A 19,086-nucleotide genomic window follows, 5' to 3' on the forward strand; every position below is an offset into this window, starting at 1 on the left:
TTCATGAGCCAGAAAATTTTATTTATCGACCGTGATGGAACATTAATTACCGAGCCACCGACTGATTTCCAAGTGGATAGCTTAAGTAAACTCGCCTTCGAAAAGGCCGTCATTCCAAGCTTACTTGCACTGCAAAAAGCCAATTACCGTTTAGTCATGATAACCAACCAAGACGGCTTAGGCACCGATAGTTTCCCGACCGCAGACTTTGAGCCGCCACACAACTTGATGATGCAAGTTTTTGAATCACAAGGCGTAAAATTTGATGAAGTGCTGATTTGCCCGCACAAGCCTGAAGATAATTGTGCTTGTCGCAAACCTAAACTTCAGTTAGTTGAGCGTTACTTAGACAGCAATGTGCTCGACAGCGACAATAGCTATGTGATCGGTGACCGTGAAACGGATATCCAACTGGCTAAAAACATGGGAATCAAAGGGTTACGCTATAGCGCGACCGACCTCGATTGGGAAACCATCACTGCCCAATTAACCAAACGCGACCGCCATGCACGTGTTGAGCGCGTCACCAAAGAGACTAATATTCTGGTGGAAGTTTGGTTAGACCAAGAAGGTGGCAGCAAAATTAACACGGGCGTTGGCTTCTTTGACCACATGCTAGACCAAATCGCAACCCACGGTGGTTTCCGCTTAAATGTTGAAGTCAAAGGGGATTTATTTATCGATGACCACCACACCGTCGAAGACACTGGCCTTGCTTTAGGCGAAGCACTGAGAGTCGCACTGGGCGATAAACGCGGCATCGCGCGCTTTGGTTTTGTACTGCCGATGGATGAATGCCAAGCACGCTGTGCGCTGGATATTTCAGGGCGCCCTCACCTTGAATATAAAGCTGAATTTAAATACCAACGCGTGGGCGATTTAAGCACCGAAATGATTGAGCACTTCTTTAGTTCGCTGTCTTACGCGATGGGTTGCACGTTGCACTTGAAAACCAAAGGAAAAAACGATCACCACAAAGCGGAAAGCTTATTTAAAGTGTTTGGTCGCACATTGCGCCAAGCCATCCGTGTTGAAGGGGATACGTTACCAAGCTCAAAAGGGGTTCTTTGATGAACGTTGTCATCCTTGATACAGGCTGTGCCAATTTAGCGTCGGTCACTTATGCGGTGCAACGCCTAGGTTACAACCCTGTGGTGAGCCGTGATACCAACACCATCTTACAAGCCGATAAGGTATTTTTACCCGGTGTAGGCACAGCAAGCGCGGCAATGGAAAAACTCGTAGAACGTGAATTAGTGCCCTTAATCAGAGCATTAACTCAACCTGTTTTAGGGATTTGTTTGGGCATGCAATTACTCGGCAGCATCAGCGAAGAAGGCCAAACGGAAATTCCATTACTTGGCCTGATTGATAGCCCTGTGCGTAAAATGGATGCCAATGGCTTACCCGTTCCTCACAGCGGCTGGAACCAAGTAAAAGCGCTCGCGGGGAACCCGTTATTTAAAGGAATTAGTGATGATGCTTATTTCTATTTTGTGCACAGCTATTCAATGCCAATTTCAGAAAATACCATCGCGCAAACCCAATATGGCAACCCATTTAGCAGTGCAGTGAATCGCGACAACTTTTTCGGCGTGCAATTTCACCCTGAACGTTCAGGTGCCGCTGGCGCTCGCTTGATTCAAAACTTTTTGGAGATGTAAGCACCATGATCATTCCTGCATTAGATTTAATTGATGGCACCGTGGTACGGTTACATCAGGGGGATTACGCCAAGCAAACCGATTACGGCACTGACCCACTACCACGTTTACAACAATATGAAAAAGAAGGCGCGACGCTTCTACACCTTGTGGATTTAACTGGTGCAAAAGACCCGCAAAAACGCCAAATTCCACTGCTGAAAAAACTGTTAGCAGGCGTGAGTGTCCCCGTGCAAGTAGGCGGCGGTATTCGTACTGAAGACGACGTCAAAGCATTATTAGATGCGGGCGCAACTCGCGTAGTGATTGGCTCAACGGCTGTCACCAAACCTGAGCTGGTGAAAATCTGGTTTGAAACCTACGGCGGTGAAGCGATTGTGTTGGCGTTAGATGTACGGATCAATGCCGAAGGCGTGAAAGAAATCGCCATTAGTGGCTGGCAAGAAAACTCCAATTTAACCTTGGAGCAAGCCATAGAAATCTATCGTCCTTATGGCTTAAAACACGTCCTTTGTACCGATATTTCAAAAGATGGCACGCTGGCAGGCTCCAACGTCAATTTGTACCAAGAAATTAGCCAGAAATTCCCTGATATTGCCTTTCAAGCCTCAGGTGGCATTGGCAATTTAGCGGATATCGCAGCGATTCCAGCGTCAGGCGCTGCTGGGGTTATCGTGGGCAGAGCATTACTTGAAGGTAAATTCACCGTTGCGGAGGCAATCAAATGTTGGCAAAACGCATAATTCCGTGTTTGGATGTTCGCGACGGGCAAGTCGTTAAAGGTGTGCAATTTCGTAACCACGAAATTATCGGTGATATCGTGCCATTGGCACAGCGCTATGCCCAAGAAGGTGCTGATGAACTGGTTTTTTATGATATTACTGCATCATCAGATGGCCGTGTTGTCGATAAAAGCTGGGTCGCTAAAGTCGCCGAAGTAATTGATATCCCGTTCTGTGTAGCGGGCGGTATTAAAAGTGTGGAAGATGCGGCGCAGATTTTGTCTTTTGGCGCAGATAAAATTTCCATCAACTCCCCTGCACTGTCTGACCCAACGTTAATCACCCGTTTAGCCGACCGCTTTGGCGTTCAGTGCATCGTCGTGGGCATTGATACGTGGTTCGATGACAGCACCAATGAATATCAAGTGTACCAGTTTACAGGGGATGAAAAACGCACCACACAAACCCGTTGGAAAACCTTGGATTGGGTCAAAGAAGCCCAGCAACGCGGCGCGGGCGAAATCGTCCTAAATATGATGAATCAAGATGGTGTACGCCAAGGATATGATCTGGTACAACTGAAAAAAGTGCGTGAAGTTTGCCAAGTACCATTAATTGCTTCAGGTGGCGCAGGTGAAAAAGTTCACTTCCTTGATGCCTTTGCAGATGCAGGTGTTGATGGTGCTTTAGCCGCTTCCGTCTTCCACAAACAGATCATTAATATCGGTGAATTAAAACAATACCTAGCCGAAAATGGAGTTCAAATTAGAGTATGTTAACCACAGAACAATGTAGCCAACTGGCATGGCAAAAAGTCGATAACCTAATGCCGGTTATCGTACAACACGCAGTTTCAGGGGATGTGCTGATGCTGGGGTACATGAACCCTGAAGCACTAAAAGTCACCTTAGACAGCCGCAAAGTGACCTTTTATTCAAGAACCAAACAGCGTTTGTGGACAAAAGGGGAAACGTCCAATAATTTTCTAAATTTAGTGGACATTTACCCTGATTGCGATAGCGACACTTTATTAGCACTCGCCCTGCCAGATGGCCCAACCTGCCATAACGGCACGCAAAGTTGTTTTGCTCCCGCACAAAGCGATTGGGGCTTTTTGTTTGAGCTGGAAACGCTGTTAAAAGAGCGCAAAACCGCATCGCCTGAAAGCTCTTATACCGCTCGCCTCTATGCCAGCGGCACTAAACGTATCGCACAAAAAGTGGGTGAGGAAGGCGTTGAAACCGCACTGGCCGCAACCGTTAATGACCGCGCGGAATTAACGAACGAAGCCGCAGATTTGATGTACCACTTAATGGTGTTACTGCAAGACCAAGAGCTCGATTTAAGCACGATTATCAAGCGCTTAAAAGAGCGTCATCAGTAATTGAATAGAATAATTATCTCTCTCTTAAATAAGAGAGAGATATAAACAATAAATTTTAAGCCAACTTAAAATGGAATGTTTTTTTCTGACAACTCAAATGCGGAGATCATTTTTAATATTTTATCCATAACTACTTCATTTGTAACTGTATCTAGTACTGCATTTGACAATGAAGTTTTATTCATATAACTATCTTTTGTTTCATTAGTTTCAATGACCACCGGAAATCCTTTAATGGGATCTATTTCATACCCTAGCAAATGAATATCCTTAACTCCTTCGCTATCATGAATATGCCTTATATGTATAAAATTTTGTGTATCAAATCCTGCTAAGCGATATCTCCGAGTAGCAAACTTAACATGACCACCTGTAATTTCATAAAGTTGCTCAGAAATCATGTCAAATGTACTTAAAGCATCTTTTTTAACCTCTTCCAATATCTTAGCTTGTTTAAATGCGATTTCTAATCGTTCTTTTATGTCATTCGTCATAGTATAAGCTTCCAAATATTGGTGCATGGTCAAATTGAGTCATAAACATATCATGTATACTCATTATATCGTAGTTAAACATAGGGTGACATTTAAAACTATCTAAATCTAATCTTAATGCTCCAGTTACTCCTTGATTTTTAACAAAAGAGGATGAAAACATCATTTGATCAAAAACCGACCATCTGTCATATTTACCATTATTGTAAAAAAAACTCCCATTACAATGATATTTATCATCCAAAATACTCGACCAAAAAGGATTAAACAGCAGTTTAGACTTCTTAGGATTATTCTTTATTAGTAAGTAGTCTTTTGTCGTTTTTAATCCCTCATGTATAGCCCTTGAGTATGGATTTGTATTATAGTCACCTAATAATATTATATTTGAACCATCACCATACCTCTCAAATACTTTATTAATTTCACGCCTAAGGGCTACAGATAAAAAAAGCCTATCCTCCTCATCCATATTTAATTTAGAGTTCCAATGTGAAAGAAAAAATGTTATATACTCATTATTAATTAGCTCTTTAAATATAACTTTAACACCAATTCTCAGCATACTTCCAGATTCGTCTTCAGTATTTATATATTTATGCGATAAATACTCCATCTTACTAGACTCATACATCAATGACATATCCATAACTAAACGACCATCTTTCCCTGATAAATCACAAAATACTAAGTCTAATTTTTCTGCAATTGATTGCAATACAGGAGATTCTTTATAAGACACCTCACAAAAAACAAAAAAATCTATTGATTTTTCAATTGATAGTTCTAATAAAAATTTTTCCACGTATTCCAATTCATTAATTTTCTCTTTTACACTTTTTAATATTGGAGGTGAAATCCCAACATTCCACCATGCTACATTAATTTTTTTCATAAAAACCATCAAAATAAGTTGACCATTCCCTAAATTATCCTTATTTTAAAAATAATTTCATCAAAATATTTCATGTATTTAGAAACCTAATTTTCAATGAAAGATAAAAACTAAAATACGCTATATAATCATATAATTACTAGTTGCATAAGAGAATAGTAATTATTTATATTTATCTTAAGCCAGATTATTTAATGTTTAATTGTATCTCCCCATGAACTTGTTATCATTCCTTGTTATTGATGGGGTTTTAAAGGGAAAAAAACGGTGTCAGAGAACGTTATTTTTAGGCAATTAACGCAGTTATTAGATGATAACCAAGCCAAATACCGTGTGATGGAACACTCCACCGCAGGGAAATCAGAAGAAGTCGCGAAAATTCGTGGCACGCAATTAGGGCAAGGGGCGAAAGGTTTAGTTTGCCATGTAAAAGGAAATGGGGTGAAGCAACATGTTTTAGCCATTTTACCTGCGGACAAGCAAGCAGATTTAAGCAAAATCGCCATCGCCATTGGCGGAACTCGCGCATCACTGGCAAGCCCAAAAGAAGTGGATGAACTGACTCAGTGCGTATTTGGTGCGATCCCGCCGTTTAGCTTTCACCCAAATTTATTGCTTATTGCCGATCCGTTATTGTTTGCGCGTTTTGATGAACTGGCATTCAATGCAGGAACATTAGAGCGGTCAATTATTTTAAATACGCAAGATTACCAACGGATTGCACAACCTACGTTGGTTGAATTTATTCGCACAGAAGAAAGCTAACTGACTAATAGCAAAAAAGGGGATCCCGCAGAATCCCCTTATAACAATTACGAATGACGTTGTTGGTCGTATTCGAGACTCGCTTGTTTTAATGCCTTAAAATCAGAACCACAAATCACACGCTTTAATGCAGTGAATTTTGCTTCTGGCCAATCATAGATTTTCAACGCCAATAGCTCTGCAATGACTTCAGGCGCAAACCGATGTTTAACTGGCTTCGCAGGGTTCCCCCCCACAATGCAATAAGGTTCGACGTCCTTCACAACAACACTGTTCGTCGCAATGACGGCACCCTCACCGATTTTGACACCGGGCATAATAAACGCCCGCATGCCTATCCATGCACCGTCCCCAATGACCGTATCCCCTTTGCCAATATAAGCTTCCTCAATAAATTCAAGGAAAGGATACAAACAGAACCAGTCCATCCGATGGGTATGGTTCCCCCCCATCAAAATCACCGCTTCACTGCCAATGCAGACATAATCGCCGATATACAGTTGGTCAACATCCCACGCAAGCTGCCAATCGCGACTTTGCTCATCCCCTTGCAAATAGCGCACAACGGAATTTTCAAAACCGTCATCCCAACAATCACTATAATAGCTATGGCAGCCTTTAATATGAATGTTTGGATTTTTCACAACTTCATGTAATAACTGATATTTTGACCAATGTTTCTTATTCATGGTAATAAACCTATTTTAGTTGTTTATGATTACCATAGAACGCTTTCTATGGTGATGTATTCGCGTCCAAAACACATCACCTTTAGCCACTCGAGGCTGTTTTAATAAGGGATTTAACATCTAACGCCCTCTCATAGGCTACCTATAAACTTATCACACAATATCATATTAATAATAATAAATACTATTATTATTATAATTTAATTAATAATTGATTAATTAATAATTGATTAATTAATAATTATTAAACTTTATTTCAGACTTAATTCAAAAATAAACACTTAACGTTTAATTAAATATTTAATAAATTAATATTGAACTTTAAAAACTCATGATGAAAAATAAAACCATAAGGTATACCATGACTGAAAATACAAATTTACTCAGTACATTCATAAGAAACTTAATATCTGGGACTCCAAATAACAATTATTCAATCGATAATATAGACCATTTCTATGGTTGTGTGGATATTCTAAACAGCATAACAACAAATTTTTTTTCCGAACATCCATACGCCAATCTAGATCCAAATGAAAGTTATCATCCTCTTAACCCAGCTATTTATAATAAAAAAGACAGAAAATTTTATTATAATCAAAACAAATTTATTGGCACTTCAACACAAAAAGAGAGCAGTGACACATATGGAGATCTAAAAGGAAGCATTTATTTTGCACAGAACTCAATCATTCCTGCTGTTAATCGAATTGAAGGAGATATACAACCGACATTAGTACCTAATCGAAAAACCTTAATTATGTTTAAACCCCAACATAAAATTCCCGATAACGAAGATGTTTATATAGAAATAACAGATAGTAAAGGAACTGGATCATATATTAAAAAGCTTTCGCCTCCATCAAAACTCCCCCAGTTATCCTATTTAAGCATTTATGAAACAAATCTAAGGCCTCGAGACTTTAAAAAGCCTAGTTTTTTTGATTTAGAAGTCAGAAATGTAAATCAGCTCAATAAGGTGCTAGAAAGCCCCAGCTATTTTAATCAACTTATTTCTAAGTCAGATAATATCAAGTTTAATTTCAATGGGATAAAATTCGATAATTTGACCAAGTCTATTCATCTTAACTCAAACCCACAATACCAAGGTAAAAATATAGTTTTCCATAATAATACCAATTCAAATATTTTTATTAGATATAGTAATAAACATCATAAAATAGAACAAAATCATTCTATCCAGTTTATTTGTGATAATAAGGGGAGATGGCTAACAAAATCTGAAACCAAAAAACTAAAAGAACTGTCTGTGAGTAAAAAAATCCCTAAAAATTTTGATTATGAGTTAAATGATAAAGATAAAATAGAAAACTATAATACTGAACTCCCCCTATTGCTAAATAGACACTCAAGTATAAAAATAAATATTCACGATAACTATGACGTCAAAAAATTCAAATTATTAAATAATAAAAAATACTCATCAAAAATAATACAATTTTCTTCGGAGTCTATGGAAAAGAAAAAAATTGATTATAATAATAAGGAGGTAACTTTAAAAAAAGGGGATTTCCTTTATTTTGTCTGCGATAAAAAAGGTATTTGGAGAAAACTATCAATCAATACCGATGCATCAAAGCTGAGCTTAGGGAGACGTTTCGAATATGATGAAGTCATCAATGAAAAAGAAAAACTAGAACAAATGCAAGAAAGTACTCAGTTTATGGAAAATCTACTATTACGAAATCAAAGACAAATCAGAATAGATATTAATGATGAAAACTGGGTTGATTCCATCAAATTACCAAATGGAAATCGTTATTGCTATATCACCTTTAATACGACGGCAAGCAAGAGCACAAAAATTCATTTTGATGGGACCTATTTAGAACTAAAAAAAGGGGAACACCTCAATCTCGATTTTGTCACTGATACTCAGAAATGGAGAAACAACCCTTTAATAGTCCTTCCTGAACATATGAATAACCTTGAGTATATGGAGAATACTTGGTCAACAACGATTCCTGGTGAATATATTCAGCCTAATATAAAAATTGATTTTATACATAAAAATAAAATGGGCATCTTACCAAAGACCACGATAGGCGCACCAACGACGTTAAGATTACATCTTTTGGATATTGGTATTTTCACTGAGCCGAGAGATAAATTCGATTTTAGGGATACTCCCGAGCTAAATCGGCAATATTATCAACAAATTCCAACCTCAACACTCCTCGTAAACCGCTATGAATCAACACGAGTCGATCAATTTGTCTTCGGTGATGGAACGATTTTAAAAGAGATTATTCCTGAAAATGGTGGTTGGCATGAAAAGTCAATTTCAAAAATAACTCGCTGGGCATATGGAGAAGGCATTCATATGGCCACGTCTGGCATTAATAGTTCACCAGATGATGGCCCCACATTTGTACCAACCCCTCAAATAGTCGTCTATAACTCTGTTGGCCAATATCAAAATGGTAGGGTTGTCCATGGGGGGCTGGGTAGTTATAAAGGTGGGCTTGCTTCTGTTGAGGATTCAATAGGCAATGAGTTTAGCCATGAATTAGGCCATAATTTTGATATTATTGACTTTTACGGTGGAGATACAGAACTTGGTATCCATCGTCCTTCTCATCAGAAGAACTCAACGTGGGGCTGGGATGCGGATAACAATATGTTTATCCCAAATTTTGAACAGTCAGGGAGAGCAGACTACGATGCAATGAATGGTGGAAGTCCGAAAGATGAGAGAAATAATGCTTACTCACTCTATACGCCAAATACATTAGCCGCCATCCAAAAGCGACTAGAAAAACTTCATGCTTTTAATACTGATTCCTCAACGGGTTACCAAAAATGGAATTCTGAAACAAGCAAAATGGAAGATGCCTATTTAGAGTTACCAGGCTTTCTCCAATTTAATGTTCCAGTTAAAAATGGTGAAGATATCTCTCTATACAAATTATGTAAAGCGCTCGAAAAATATGATGTGCTAAAAATAAAATTAGGTAATGGTTATCATAGTAAAAATATACATTTACCTGACGCATCATCGAGAAATGCGGAAGATACCATCATAATAGAAACTTGTGCTGACTGGGATACGACTATTCACCTTAATGGTAAAACTGAAAAAATTAAAAAAAATGAAAAAATAACCTATATTTCCGATGGTAAGTCATGGGTTAAATCTCATCTCCACGGGTTACACAGAAAACCAATAAAACAAGATGTTCCCGTTATTACCGTACTTGGTTTTTATGATCCTGAAGGGCAAATTTTAGTCACCGATCCTGAAAAACAAAAATCAAACCATGTACAAGATATTTTATATGGTTCTTCAGGTATGGTTTATGAAGACAATAAGAAGCTAGATTCTTGTTCTTCTTATTTGGAGTTCGATCTTGAAGATGGAACAGCGCGACAATACAAACTCCATGGTACCAATTTCAGAAAATCTCATATGAACCGTTTTCATGTGAATATTGAGAGAGACTTAAAGCCCGTTAAAGTTAAAATTTTTATTAAAGGTGAGCTAAAAGAATCTAAAGATATTGAAATTAGAGAACTTAAATTACCCACGACCATTAATGGGCTAACCATTTAAACCAATATGAATAAGAGCAGGCTTACCGTCCTGCTCTTACATTATTAATGGGGCTCAGCTAACCTCAAGCTGGCCTTTCGAGCTACTAAACCAAAAATACACCCGATAAGCATCACGATTGCTAACGATAATTTTGGTGCGATAGGTAATGCGATAGCTAATAGACCAAGCCCAGCACCGCCAGCCATTTGGACAAACCCCACTAACGCAGATGCCGTACCCGCTTCATTACCAAAAGGTTCCAAAGCATAACTGGTTGCCGTTCCCATCATAAAGGCAAGCCCAGTACAGGCACAGGCCACAGGTAACATGTAGACAACCCAATGGCTTTGAATAGCTTCTGGCAACATAACAAAGCCCAATATCAACCCTAAACAGCCAATTGCCATCATTGAACTACCCACTAGCAAGCAGGCTGGTCGCCCAATTTTATGAATAAAGTGGTTCGCAATATAACTGGCAAACATGATCCAAAAGCCGTTGATACCAAACACAATGGAAAACACTAACGGGCTTAATTGAGCATCCCCCATCAATACCGTGGGTGCGAGGGAAACATAAGTTAATGCCATTCCCATGGTGCCCGCATTAACGAGAGCAAAAATGATAAATTGGCGATTCCCTAAGACACGGCAATAGGTTTCCACAGGGATCACTTTTACTTTAGGCAAGTTTGCAGGGCGTGTCTCAGGCAAAAATACCGCGATCAATACCAGTATGATGACGGCATACAACGCAAGGAACCAAAATGGTGCGCGCCAACCCCATGCTTCTGCTAGTAACCCACCTAATAACGGAGCGAGAGCTGGCACAATATTCAATGTACCATTGAGAAAACCAAATGCGCGAGCCGCTTCAGTGCCGTTCATGCGGTCACGAACACAGCTAAATGCCACCACAGAGGTGCAACAAACGGCAACCCCTTGCAATAAACGTGAGGCAATAAATAGCGTCGGGGTCGTTGCTGCAATGGCAACACCCGCACCAATAATGTAGAGCACCATACCAACCATCGCGATAGGTTTGCGCCCGTATCTGTCCACCAGCGGCCCAGAAATCAATTGCCCTAAACCTAGGACTAAAATAAATAGCGCAATGGTCGATTGAATAACGGATTCACTGCTGCCTAAATCCTTTGCAATATCAGGAATCGTCGGCAGGTATAAATCAATACCCAATGGGCCAAGTAAGACTAATAAAAGCAATAAAATAAGAAAGTTACGCATGAAGCTATGCTCAGATACCGTAGTAAAAAGTTATGTTATTCAATGATTGATGAATAATGTAGCAGAAACGATTAATCAAACTATCAAAAAAGAAATGATAAAGTAAATAAATTCATCATTTATTCATGCTGCCTATGAAAGGCAAAAAAGGCGCTAAATTTAGCGCCTCTTGCATCATCGATAAAGGATGATGTTAACGTTATTCCATCCACTCTGTGTGGAAAACACCGTCTTTATCCGTACGTTTATAAGTGTGAGCACCGAAGTAGTCACGCTGCGCTTGGATTAAGTTTGCAGGCAATACCGCTGAGCGGTAGCTATCGTAATAGGAAATCGCCGCAGAGAACGTTGGTGTTGGGATACCATTTTGTACGCCGTAGCACACAACATCACGCAGAGCTTGTTGGTATTCGTCCGCGATTTGTTTGAAATATGGCGCTAACAGTAAGTTGGCAATTTTTGCATCTTGGTTGTAAGCATCCGTGATTTTTTGCAGGAATTGTGCACGAATGATACAGCCCGCACGGAAGATTTTTGCAATCTCACCGTAGTTCAGGTCCCAATTGTACTCGTCTGATGCTGCTTTCAGCTGTTGGAAGCCTTGTGCATAAGAAACGATTTTGCCTAAGTACAGCGCGCGACGTACTTTCTCAACAAACGCGCTCTTATCCCCTTCAACGGGTTTTAAGACTGGGCCTGTTAAAACTTTAGACGCTGCAACACGTTGGTCTTTTAAGAAAGAAATATAACGTGCGAAAACAGACTCAGTGATTAATGTCAGAGGAATGCCTAAATCCAGCGCACTTTGGCTCGTCCATTTACCAGTGCCTTTGTTTGCCGCTTCATCTAAAATCACGTCAACAAGGTATTTACCATCTTCATCTTTTTTCTTGAAGATATCCGCGGTAATTTCAATCAGGTAGCTGCTCAATTCACCTTTGTTCCACTCTGCAAAGGTGCCTGCCAGCTCTTCATTGCTCAGGTTTAATGAACCTTTTAACAATGAATAGGCTTCAGCGATTAATTGCATGTCACCGTATTCGATACCGTTATGTACCATTTTAACGTAGTGGCCTGCCCCATCTGGTCCCATATAAGCCACGCAAGGTTCGCCTTCTGCTTTCGCTGCGATTTCTTTTAGGATTGGCGCAACCAATTCGTAAGCTTCTTTTTGACCACCTGGCATAATTGAAGGGCCTTTTAATGCGCCTTCTTCACCACCAGAAACACCGGTACCGATGAAGTTAAAACCTTGTGCGGATAATTCACGGTTACGACGGATTGTATCCGTAAATAACGTGTTACCGCCGTCGATAAGGATATCACCCTTGTCCAGATGAGGAGTCAGCGAGGCAATTGTTTTGTCCGTTGCTTCACCCGCTTTAACCATCAGTAAGATGCGGCGTGGTTTTTCCAGAGAGTCAACAAACTCTTCAATTGTATAGTTGGGAACGAGGTTTTTCCCTGGATTTTCGGCAATTACTTCGTCTGTTTTATCTTTAGAACGGTTAAAGATAGACACTGAGTAACCGCGGCTTTCAATGTTGAGCGCAAGGTTACGCCCCATAACCGCCATTCCGACAACACCAATCTGCTGCTTTGACATGAACAACTCCTGTCTGATTAGGACCAAGTCAGCCTCAATGTGCTGACATTCTGTTAACGGGATCACATATTAACCTAGGATTGTGCAGCATGGTAGTTATTGATGCAATCGATGACGTACACAACGCCATTTTTGTCAAGAATTGTCCGACTAAAGTGAATTTTTATTGATATTTCGTTCAACAAACCGCATTATTCTCCAGTCGGTATAAGCCGTCATATCAGAAGGTAAAACAAACTGTATGGAATGGATCGCAGATCCTTCGATTTGGGCTGGCCTCGCTACCCTAATCGTTCTAGAAATCGTTCTTGGTATTGATAACCTCGTCTTCATTGCCATTCTGGCAGATAAGCTCCCGCCAAAGCTGCGTGATAGAGCCCGTGTAACTGGACTTTTATTAGCCTTAGTTATGCGTGTTGTGCTTCTATTCAGCTTGTCGTGGCTCATTACCCTCACCAAACCGATAATCACGCTATTCGAGCACCCATTTAGTGCCCGAGACTTGATTATGCTAATCGGGGGGCTGTTCCTCTTGTTTAAAGCAACGATGGAACTAAACGAGCGGCTAGAAGGTAAAGACGAACACACTAATACCCAAAGAAAGACATCGAATTTCTGGGCTGTTGTTGCACAAATTATTGTTCTTGATGCCGTATTCTCTCTGGACTCTGTGATCACTGCGGTAGGTATGGTTGACCATATCGGCGTTATGATTGCGGCAGTGACCATTGCAATGGCATTAATGATTTGGGCAAGTAAACCGTTAACTAGCTTTGTTAACCAGCACCCAACCATTGTCATACTGTGTTTAAGCTTCTTGTTGATGATTGGTTTCAGCCTTGTGGCTGAAGGTTTTGGCTACGCTATTCCGAAAGGCTACCTATACGCGGCTATCGGCTTCTCAATCATGATTGAGGTGCTAAACCAATTTGCACAATTTAACCGTCGTAAATTCCTGACTGGTTCGCGCCCACTGCGTGAACGTACAGCTGAAGCGGTATTGCGCATTTTAAGCGGTAATAACGAAAGAGGTGAATTAGACCCACGGACGTCTGACCTTATCGCTGACAACAAATCTGTCTTCGACCCGCAAGAGCGCCTGATGATTGCTCGTGTGTTAGGGATGGCGCAGCGCAATGTTGAAAGTATCATGACCTCACGCCACGATGTGGACTATCTTGATATCAATAAATCCTCTAGCGATTTATTGCAATTGATGGAGAAAAACCCGCACTCACGCCTTGTGGTGATTGATGAAACGATTAGCGATGAGCCTGTTGGTGTTGTGCATGTGATGGATTTAGTGAAGCAGCAACTAAATGGTAAACCACTGGATTTACGTGCGTTAATCACTCAACCGCTGATCTTCCCTGAAGGTCTCTCACTACTCAAAGCATTGGAACAGTTCCGTAAAGCACATACTCACTTTGCATTTGTCGTCGATGAGTTTGGCTCTATCGAAGGTATCGTGACATTGACCGACGTGATGGAAACCATCGCCGGTAACTTACCCGTTGGTGATGAAGAAAATGATTCACGTCATGATATTCAAAAACTTGATGACGGTACGTGGATTGCCAATGGCTTTATGCCACTGGAAGACTTGATCATGTTTGTGCCGATGGAATTAGATGATAAACGTGAATACGAAACCATCGCAGGTCTGTTAATGGAGCATTTACAACGTGTTCCAGAAGTCGGCGAGCAAGTCACCATTAATGGCTGCATATTCCAACCATTGGAAGTCAATAGCCATCGTGTCAATAAAGTGTTAATCATACCACCCGCTCGTGAAGGGGATGGTTATGAATATGAAGATGATTAACCTTAACTAAATTTCGAAATACCGGCCAATAGGTCGGTATTTTTTTGCCTGAAATTCGTCTTAAGACGTATATATAACGTCTACAAAAATAAAATTAGCATCGATTTTTAAAAGAAAAAAACATTGAAACAATGAATAATTTGACGCATTAAATACTCATAACTTTAATGTAAGGTCATGCTATGACAGCAAAAATTCAGCCCCTCTTTAATAATACATTACTACCACCTAATACTAATAAGAGAACAAATGAATCATCAAAAAACATCACTAATACAGCAAGTAAATTGAGAAATAATGCTGAGCCGTGTCCTATAGTTACTAAAAATAAAGTTTGTTTTTCAGAGTTCAGTCAAAAAAAAGAGTTTGTTAGTGAGGATACAAAGCTTCAAAAAACCCGGTGGATTAAAACATCACTCTATTCAGTTGAAGCCAAAGAATTACAAAAAACCGCAAAAAAAACGGTGCATTTAAAACAATTAGAGAAATTAAATAAAAAAGTAACAAATATAATTAATGCTATCTCTTTCTCTGTAAATAATATTAAAACTAAAAACTCTCTTTCAAATAAATCACCTTTCTTTGAAAATGTATCAAATGAACTTAAAGAGCTAACTAATGATATATTTTATTATAAAAATGAAATTTCTCGTTCATCTTATAAGCATCACCAATCAAAATCTAAAATATTAGATAATCTAGATAAAAAAATTGATAATGGAAATGAAACGCTCTTTAACTTTCAGTATGAGTTAACTAAACACAATGAGGATGTAAAAAAAGGCAATAAAAGTTCTCACTTAAAGATGGAATTAGATACAAAGATGAAAGTACAAAGACAACAAGATTACAAAAATGAAGGCCATAAATAAGTTACTTTGAAAAAAACGCCCATAAGGGCGTTTTTTCTTTACAAGGCATTCAATAACTCATTCAGCCCTTTATTTTCTTCTTTCTTCAAGAAATTACCAATAGCCTCTTTGGCTTGCGTCCGCAATTCATTGCGCAGCAATTTTTCCACATCCAGCTCATATTGCAAGCTATGCCAATTGCCATAAATACGCAGTGGAATATTCATGCCTTGTAATTGCTGAACTAGGCGTGAATCCCCTGCCCAACCACCAAAAATATTAACGCCTAAATTTACATCAATGCTTTCATTTGGAATATTCACGCGGCCTTGGCCATTAATATTCACCAAAGCAGATTTCGCATTCATTGATGAAATATTCATACTGCCTTTATTTAAATAGCCTTTAACTGTGAATAATTCAACTTCTGTATAATTCCCTGTATTCACGGGGGCATTAATTTTATTCGTCACACGAGAAATAGACTGCTGAATTAATTGCGGAATATTCAGCCCATGCAATTTTGCATTTCTCAGCTCGAAATTAACAGGCCCTTGCCATTGGTTTTTCACTGCATAATCATCATAGCCGACACCCGATAACGCCGCATTGAGGGAGATAATGCCGCTGAGTTTTTGTGGCATATTAAATGCTTTTAATAACGGTGTTAAATCGATATTTTTAAAGTCGGGTTTTGCCGAAACCGTCGCTGGCACTGCGCTATAATTTAACGTAACAGGTAATGAGAACTCACCACCAAACGCTTTACCTTGTAATTTAGAAACCGTTAAACGGGGAGTTTGATTTTGGGCACTAATCACCACTTCATTTACCGACATTCCCCGATAAATTAAATTCCCTACCGATAAATCAACATTGGCCGTAAATGATTTTAAACCTGATAAATCATACCGTTGTGTACTCGTTCCTGAAATAACAGGCTTGACCCCAACACGGTTATTATTGGTTTCCGCCTCAGGCGTTGTCGCAGTTGGTGCAGTGCCTAACAAGCTATCTAAATCTAATTTTTCAGACGCTAATTCAACTGCCAGCTGCGGGATCTCACTTAATTTTACGCTAACATTCCCTGTTAACAGACTTTCATTGGCTTTAATCGATAGATTAGTTAAATTCGCACTAGGTTCCTGCCCTTTGTTATATAAAAAATCTGTGGTGATTTGCCCTGATATGCCATTTTCAGGCAAATCCACACCACTAAGCGAATAATCAAACTGCGTTAATTGGCCACTAATTTTTTGATTGATTGCCGATAAATCAATATCCGCACGTGTATCGAACACAAACTCTTGCTGGTTTTTATTTAAGTTACCACTGAATTTGACCGCCACTTGCTTATTGTTATTTTTTTTCAATGACAGGTTAATATTGCGCAGGTTAAATTCATCTTTTGACGTTTGCCAAATCACTAAACTGTTAGAGATATCAACTTTTTCAATATCTAACAACCAGTTGCTCTTATCAACAGAGGTCGTTTGAGAGGTAGAGCCCCCAGGAGCAATAGGGTCGCTACTGTGCGTTTGAGATTCACTTTCCGGTGTTTTACGGATAACAGCACCATCAATCACAATTTGTTCAACTGACAAGCGGTGGGAAATCAAAGGCCACAATTCAACATCTAAGCGCATATTTTCAGCGCTTAAGACAGGTTTGGATGCATTTGGTGCAGTCAGAGAGACGGGGCCTGTAATAATGCTCAGTGTCGGCCAAACGTGCCAACGCATATCCCCATTGAACTCAAGTTGATAGCCACTTTTTTTCTCTACTTGCTCGACAATATAATGACGAAAATCATTCGGATTTACCAACATCACTAATGTGGTTAAACCCGCAACAATGACAACAAGTAAAATAATCAGTGTCGTTAAAAAACGTTTCATGCTTCCCTCTCTTAAACTCTGCCTGCGACCATCACCAACGTGAACTCACACCATTACTTTCCCTGAAAATGGGCGAAAATTACGCCATTAAAATCCATTAATGACACAATTTTCGCGAAGTTTAGCGAGTATCAGTCTTCGCTGATACGGCTACCAACAGCCCCTTGTTGGTTTTTATATTTTGCATCTTGGCGGCTATTATAAGGGCGGTCTGCGCTGCCCGATAATGGCTCAAAACTTAACGCCCCGATGACCATGCCAGGACGTAATGCTAATGGTAACTTACCTGAATTATAAAATTCTAACACGATTTGCCCTTTCCAACCGGGGTCAATACGATGCGCAGTAACATGTACCATCAAGCCTAATCGAGCCAGTGATGAGCGACCATCAAGCCAACCCACAAGGTTATCTGGGAGCGTAACAGACTCAAGCGTCACTGCAAGTGCTAATTCCCCTGGATGTAAGAAAAATGGCTCGTCTTCGCTAAGCACGATCTCATCACTCATTACACGATCCAGAGCAGCATTTACTTCATCTTTTGGGCCACTAAGATCGATAAATGCCGCGGTATGTCCACGAAAAACACGAAACTGATTTCCTAAACGGACATCTGCGGTCGCACCATTGATCCGTTCAACAGGTGGGCGCGGGCTAATCACTAATTTACCATCATCCATCCATTGAATTATATCGCGGTCACAAAGACGCATGGCTGTTTCCCCCTTCATAATGTTAGTTTCTGCCTTGATTAATCTTGGCAGAATTCCCCGATCTTCGCTTTTAAGATATCAATTGCCACACGGTTTTTTCCACCGCGAGGCACAATAATATCGGCATACTGTTTCGATGGCTCAATAAACTGTAAGAACATTGGGCGAACCGTTTTATTGTATTGGTCAATCACGGAATCTAATGTTCTGCCCCGTTCATTTACATCACGTTTAATGCGGCGCATCAAGCAAATATCGAGTGGTGTATCAACAAAAATAGAAAAATCCATCTCACCACGTAGGCGTTTATCGGTTAACAATAAAATGCCTTCAATAATAATGACTTTTTTAGGTTTAAATGTGATGGTTTTTTCTTTGCGAGTGTGAGCGACATAGTCGTATTGCGGGATTTCTACTGCTTGACCACTTTTTAGTGATCGGAGGTGTTCAAAAAGCAAACTGTGATCCATTGAATTCGGATGGTCATAGTTCACTTTAAGCCGTTCTTCCATTGGCACGTCTGCTTGGTCTTTATAATAACAGTCCTCTGGAATAACACCGATATTATGATCACCGACCTTTTCTCGTAATTCACGATATAGAGTGCTTGCAATTAAGCTTTTGCCAGATGCAGAGGCTCCCGATATACCTACAATGGTACAGTGATGCGCTATGTCAGTCATAAAATGATAACCTGGTTAAATATTTTAGAAATGAAAATACATAACATCAAAATGTTACGTTGGCGGAATTATAGGGGGTAATGGCGTGTTGTTCCAG

At 39.8% G+C, this 19,086-nt stretch carries 17 protein-coding genes; 9 read left to right on the plus strand and 8 right to left on the minus strand.

Going from position 1 to position 19,086, the window contains the following annotated elements; genetic code table 11:
* The first annotated feature begins 3 nt into the window (after positions 1-3).
* From hisB to hisIE, 5 genes are read left to right on the plus strand one after another with little or no spacing between them, the layout of a single operon-like run.
* The gene (gene hisB / locus AC4IFO_RS07160) at positions 4-1,071 is read left to right on the plus strand and encodes a bifunctional histidinol-phosphatase/imidazoleglycerol-phosphate dehydratase HisB (RefSeq protein WP_219244197.1); all 1,068 of its coding nucleotides are present in this window, start codon (positions 4-6) and stop codon (positions 1,069-1,071) included.
* A complete protein-coding gene (gene hisH / locus AC4IFO_RS07165; protein WP_490733061.1) occupies positions 1,071-1,664 on the plus strand; it encodes an imidazole glycerol phosphate synthase subunit HisH in 594 nt (197 codons plus the stop codon). Before hisB ends, hisH begins: the two co-directional genes overlap by 1 nt.
* A gap of 5 nt (positions 1,665-1,669) precedes the next feature.
* The gene (gene hisA / locus AC4IFO_RS07170) at positions 1,670-2,407 is read left to right on the plus strand and encodes a 1-(5-phosphoribosyl)-5-[(5-phosphoribosylamino)methylideneamino]imidazole-4-carboxamide isomerase (protein ID WP_490733063.1); all 738 of its coding nucleotides are present in this window, start codon (positions 1,670-1,672) and stop codon (positions 2,405-2,407) included.
* A complete protein-coding gene (gene hisF / locus AC4IFO_RS07175) occupies positions 2,389-3,165 on the plus strand; it encodes an imidazole glycerol phosphate synthase subunit HisF (RefSeq protein ID WP_490733065.1) in 777 nt (258 codons plus the stop codon). The genes hisA and hisF overlap by 19 nt, the downstream gene beginning before the upstream one ends.
* Complete coding sequence (gene hisIE / locus AC4IFO_RS07180; RefSeq protein ID WP_490733067.1) at positions 3,159-3,770, plus strand: bifunctional phosphoribosyl-AMP cyclohydrolase/phosphoribosyl-ATP diphosphatase HisIE; 612 nt, start codon at positions 3,159-3,161, stop codon at positions 3,768-3,770. Before hisF ends, hisIE begins: the two co-directional genes overlap by 7 nt.
* A 65-nt stretch (positions 3,771-3,835) precedes the next feature.
* On the opposite strand, the gene AC4IFO_RS07185 is transcribed toward hisIE, so the two are convergent.
* Positions 3,836-4,264, minus strand: coding sequence for a hypothetical protein (locus AC4IFO_RS07185; RefSeq protein ID WP_490733069.1), 429 nt, complete (start codon positions 4,262-4,264; stop codon positions 3,836-3,838).
* Complete coding sequence (locus AC4IFO_RS07190; RefSeq protein ID WP_490733071.1) at positions 4,254-5,159, minus strand: endonuclease/exonuclease/phosphatase family protein; 906 nt, start codon at positions 5,157-5,159, stop codon at positions 4,254-4,256. The genes AC4IFO_RS07185 and AC4IFO_RS07190 overlap by 11 nt, the downstream gene beginning before the upstream one ends.
* A gap of 267 nt (positions 5,160-5,426) precedes the next feature.
* Between AC4IFO_RS07190 and AC4IFO_RS07195 the strand changes: the two genes are divergently transcribed.
* Positions 5,427-5,924: a YbaK/prolyl-tRNA synthetase associated domain-containing protein gene (locus AC4IFO_RS07195; protein ID WP_490733073.1), complete on the plus strand. Its 498-nt coding sequence runs from the start codon at positions 5,427-5,429 to the stop codon at positions 5,922-5,924.
* 47 nt (positions 5,925-5,971) lie between these two features.
* Here the strand turns inward: AC4IFO_RS07195 and AC4IFO_RS07200 are convergent, their stop codons facing one another.
* Positions 5,972-6,613, minus strand: a complete 642-nt coding sequence (locus AC4IFO_RS07200) for a CatB-related O-acetyltransferase (protein WP_490733075.1) — start codon at positions 6,611-6,613, stop codon at positions 5,972-5,974.
* 361 nt (positions 6,614-6,974) lie between these two features.
* Between AC4IFO_RS07200 and AC4IFO_RS07205 the strand changes: the two genes are divergently transcribed.
* Positions 6,975-10,187 (plus strand): M66 family metalloprotease, encoded by a 3,213-nt coding sequence (locus tag AC4IFO_RS07205; protein ID WP_490733077.1) that lies wholly within the window; start codon positions 6,975-6,977, stop codon positions 10,185-10,187.
* Positions 10,188-10,231: 44 nt separating this feature from the next.
* Here AC4IFO_RS07205 and AC4IFO_RS07210 read toward each other — a convergent pair whose 3' ends face one another.
* Positions 10,232-11,413 (minus strand): multidrug effflux MFS transporter, encoded by a 1,182-nt coding sequence (locus AC4IFO_RS07210; RefSeq protein ID WP_490733079.1) that lies wholly within the window; start codon positions 11,411-11,413, stop codon positions 10,232-10,234.
* A 199-nt stretch (positions 11,414-11,612) separates the two neighbouring features.
* The gene (gene gnd / locus AC4IFO_RS07215; RefSeq protein WP_219244209.1) at positions 11,613-13,019 is read right to left on the minus strand and encodes an NADP-dependent phosphogluconate dehydrogenase; all 1,407 of its coding nucleotides are present in this window, start codon (positions 13,017-13,019) and stop codon (positions 11,613-11,615) included.
* 241 nt (positions 13,020-13,260) lie between these two features.
* Between gnd and AC4IFO_RS07220 the strand changes: the two genes are divergently transcribed.
* Entirely contained in the window at positions 13,261-14,844 is a 1,584-nt protein-coding gene (locus AC4IFO_RS07220) for a TerC family protein (protein ID WP_490733082.1), read from the plus strand.
* A gap of 182 nt (positions 14,845-15,026) precedes the next feature.
* Entirely contained in the window at positions 15,027-15,716 is a 690-nt protein-coding gene (locus AC4IFO_RS07225; protein ID WP_490733084.1) for a hypothetical protein, read from the plus strand.
* Between the two features lie 38 nt (positions 15,717-15,754).
* Here the strand turns inward: AC4IFO_RS07225 and asmA are convergent, their stop codons facing one another.
* The 3 genes from asmA to udk form a co-directional block, all read right to left on the minus strand.
* Entirely contained in the window at positions 15,755-17,593 is a 1,839-nt protein-coding gene (gene asmA, locus AC4IFO_RS07230) for an outer membrane assembly protein AsmA (protein WP_490733086.1), read from the minus strand.
* Between the two features lie 131 nt (positions 17,594-17,724).
* Positions 17,725-18,306 (minus strand): dCTP deaminase, encoded by a 582-nt coding sequence (gene dcd / locus AC4IFO_RS07235; protein WP_206085396.1) that lies wholly within the window; start codon positions 18,304-18,306, stop codon positions 17,725-17,727.
* A gap of 38 nt (positions 18,307-18,344) precedes the next feature.
* The gene (udk, locus tag AC4IFO_RS07240; RefSeq protein ID WP_219244214.1) at positions 18,345-18,989 is read right to left on the minus strand and encodes a uridine kinase; all 645 of its coding nucleotides are present in this window, start codon (positions 18,987-18,989) and stop codon (positions 18,345-18,347) included.
* Positions 18,990-19,086: the final 97 nt, after the last annotated feature.

It is taken from the genome of Providencia sp. UF-224 (assembly GCF_058245955.1).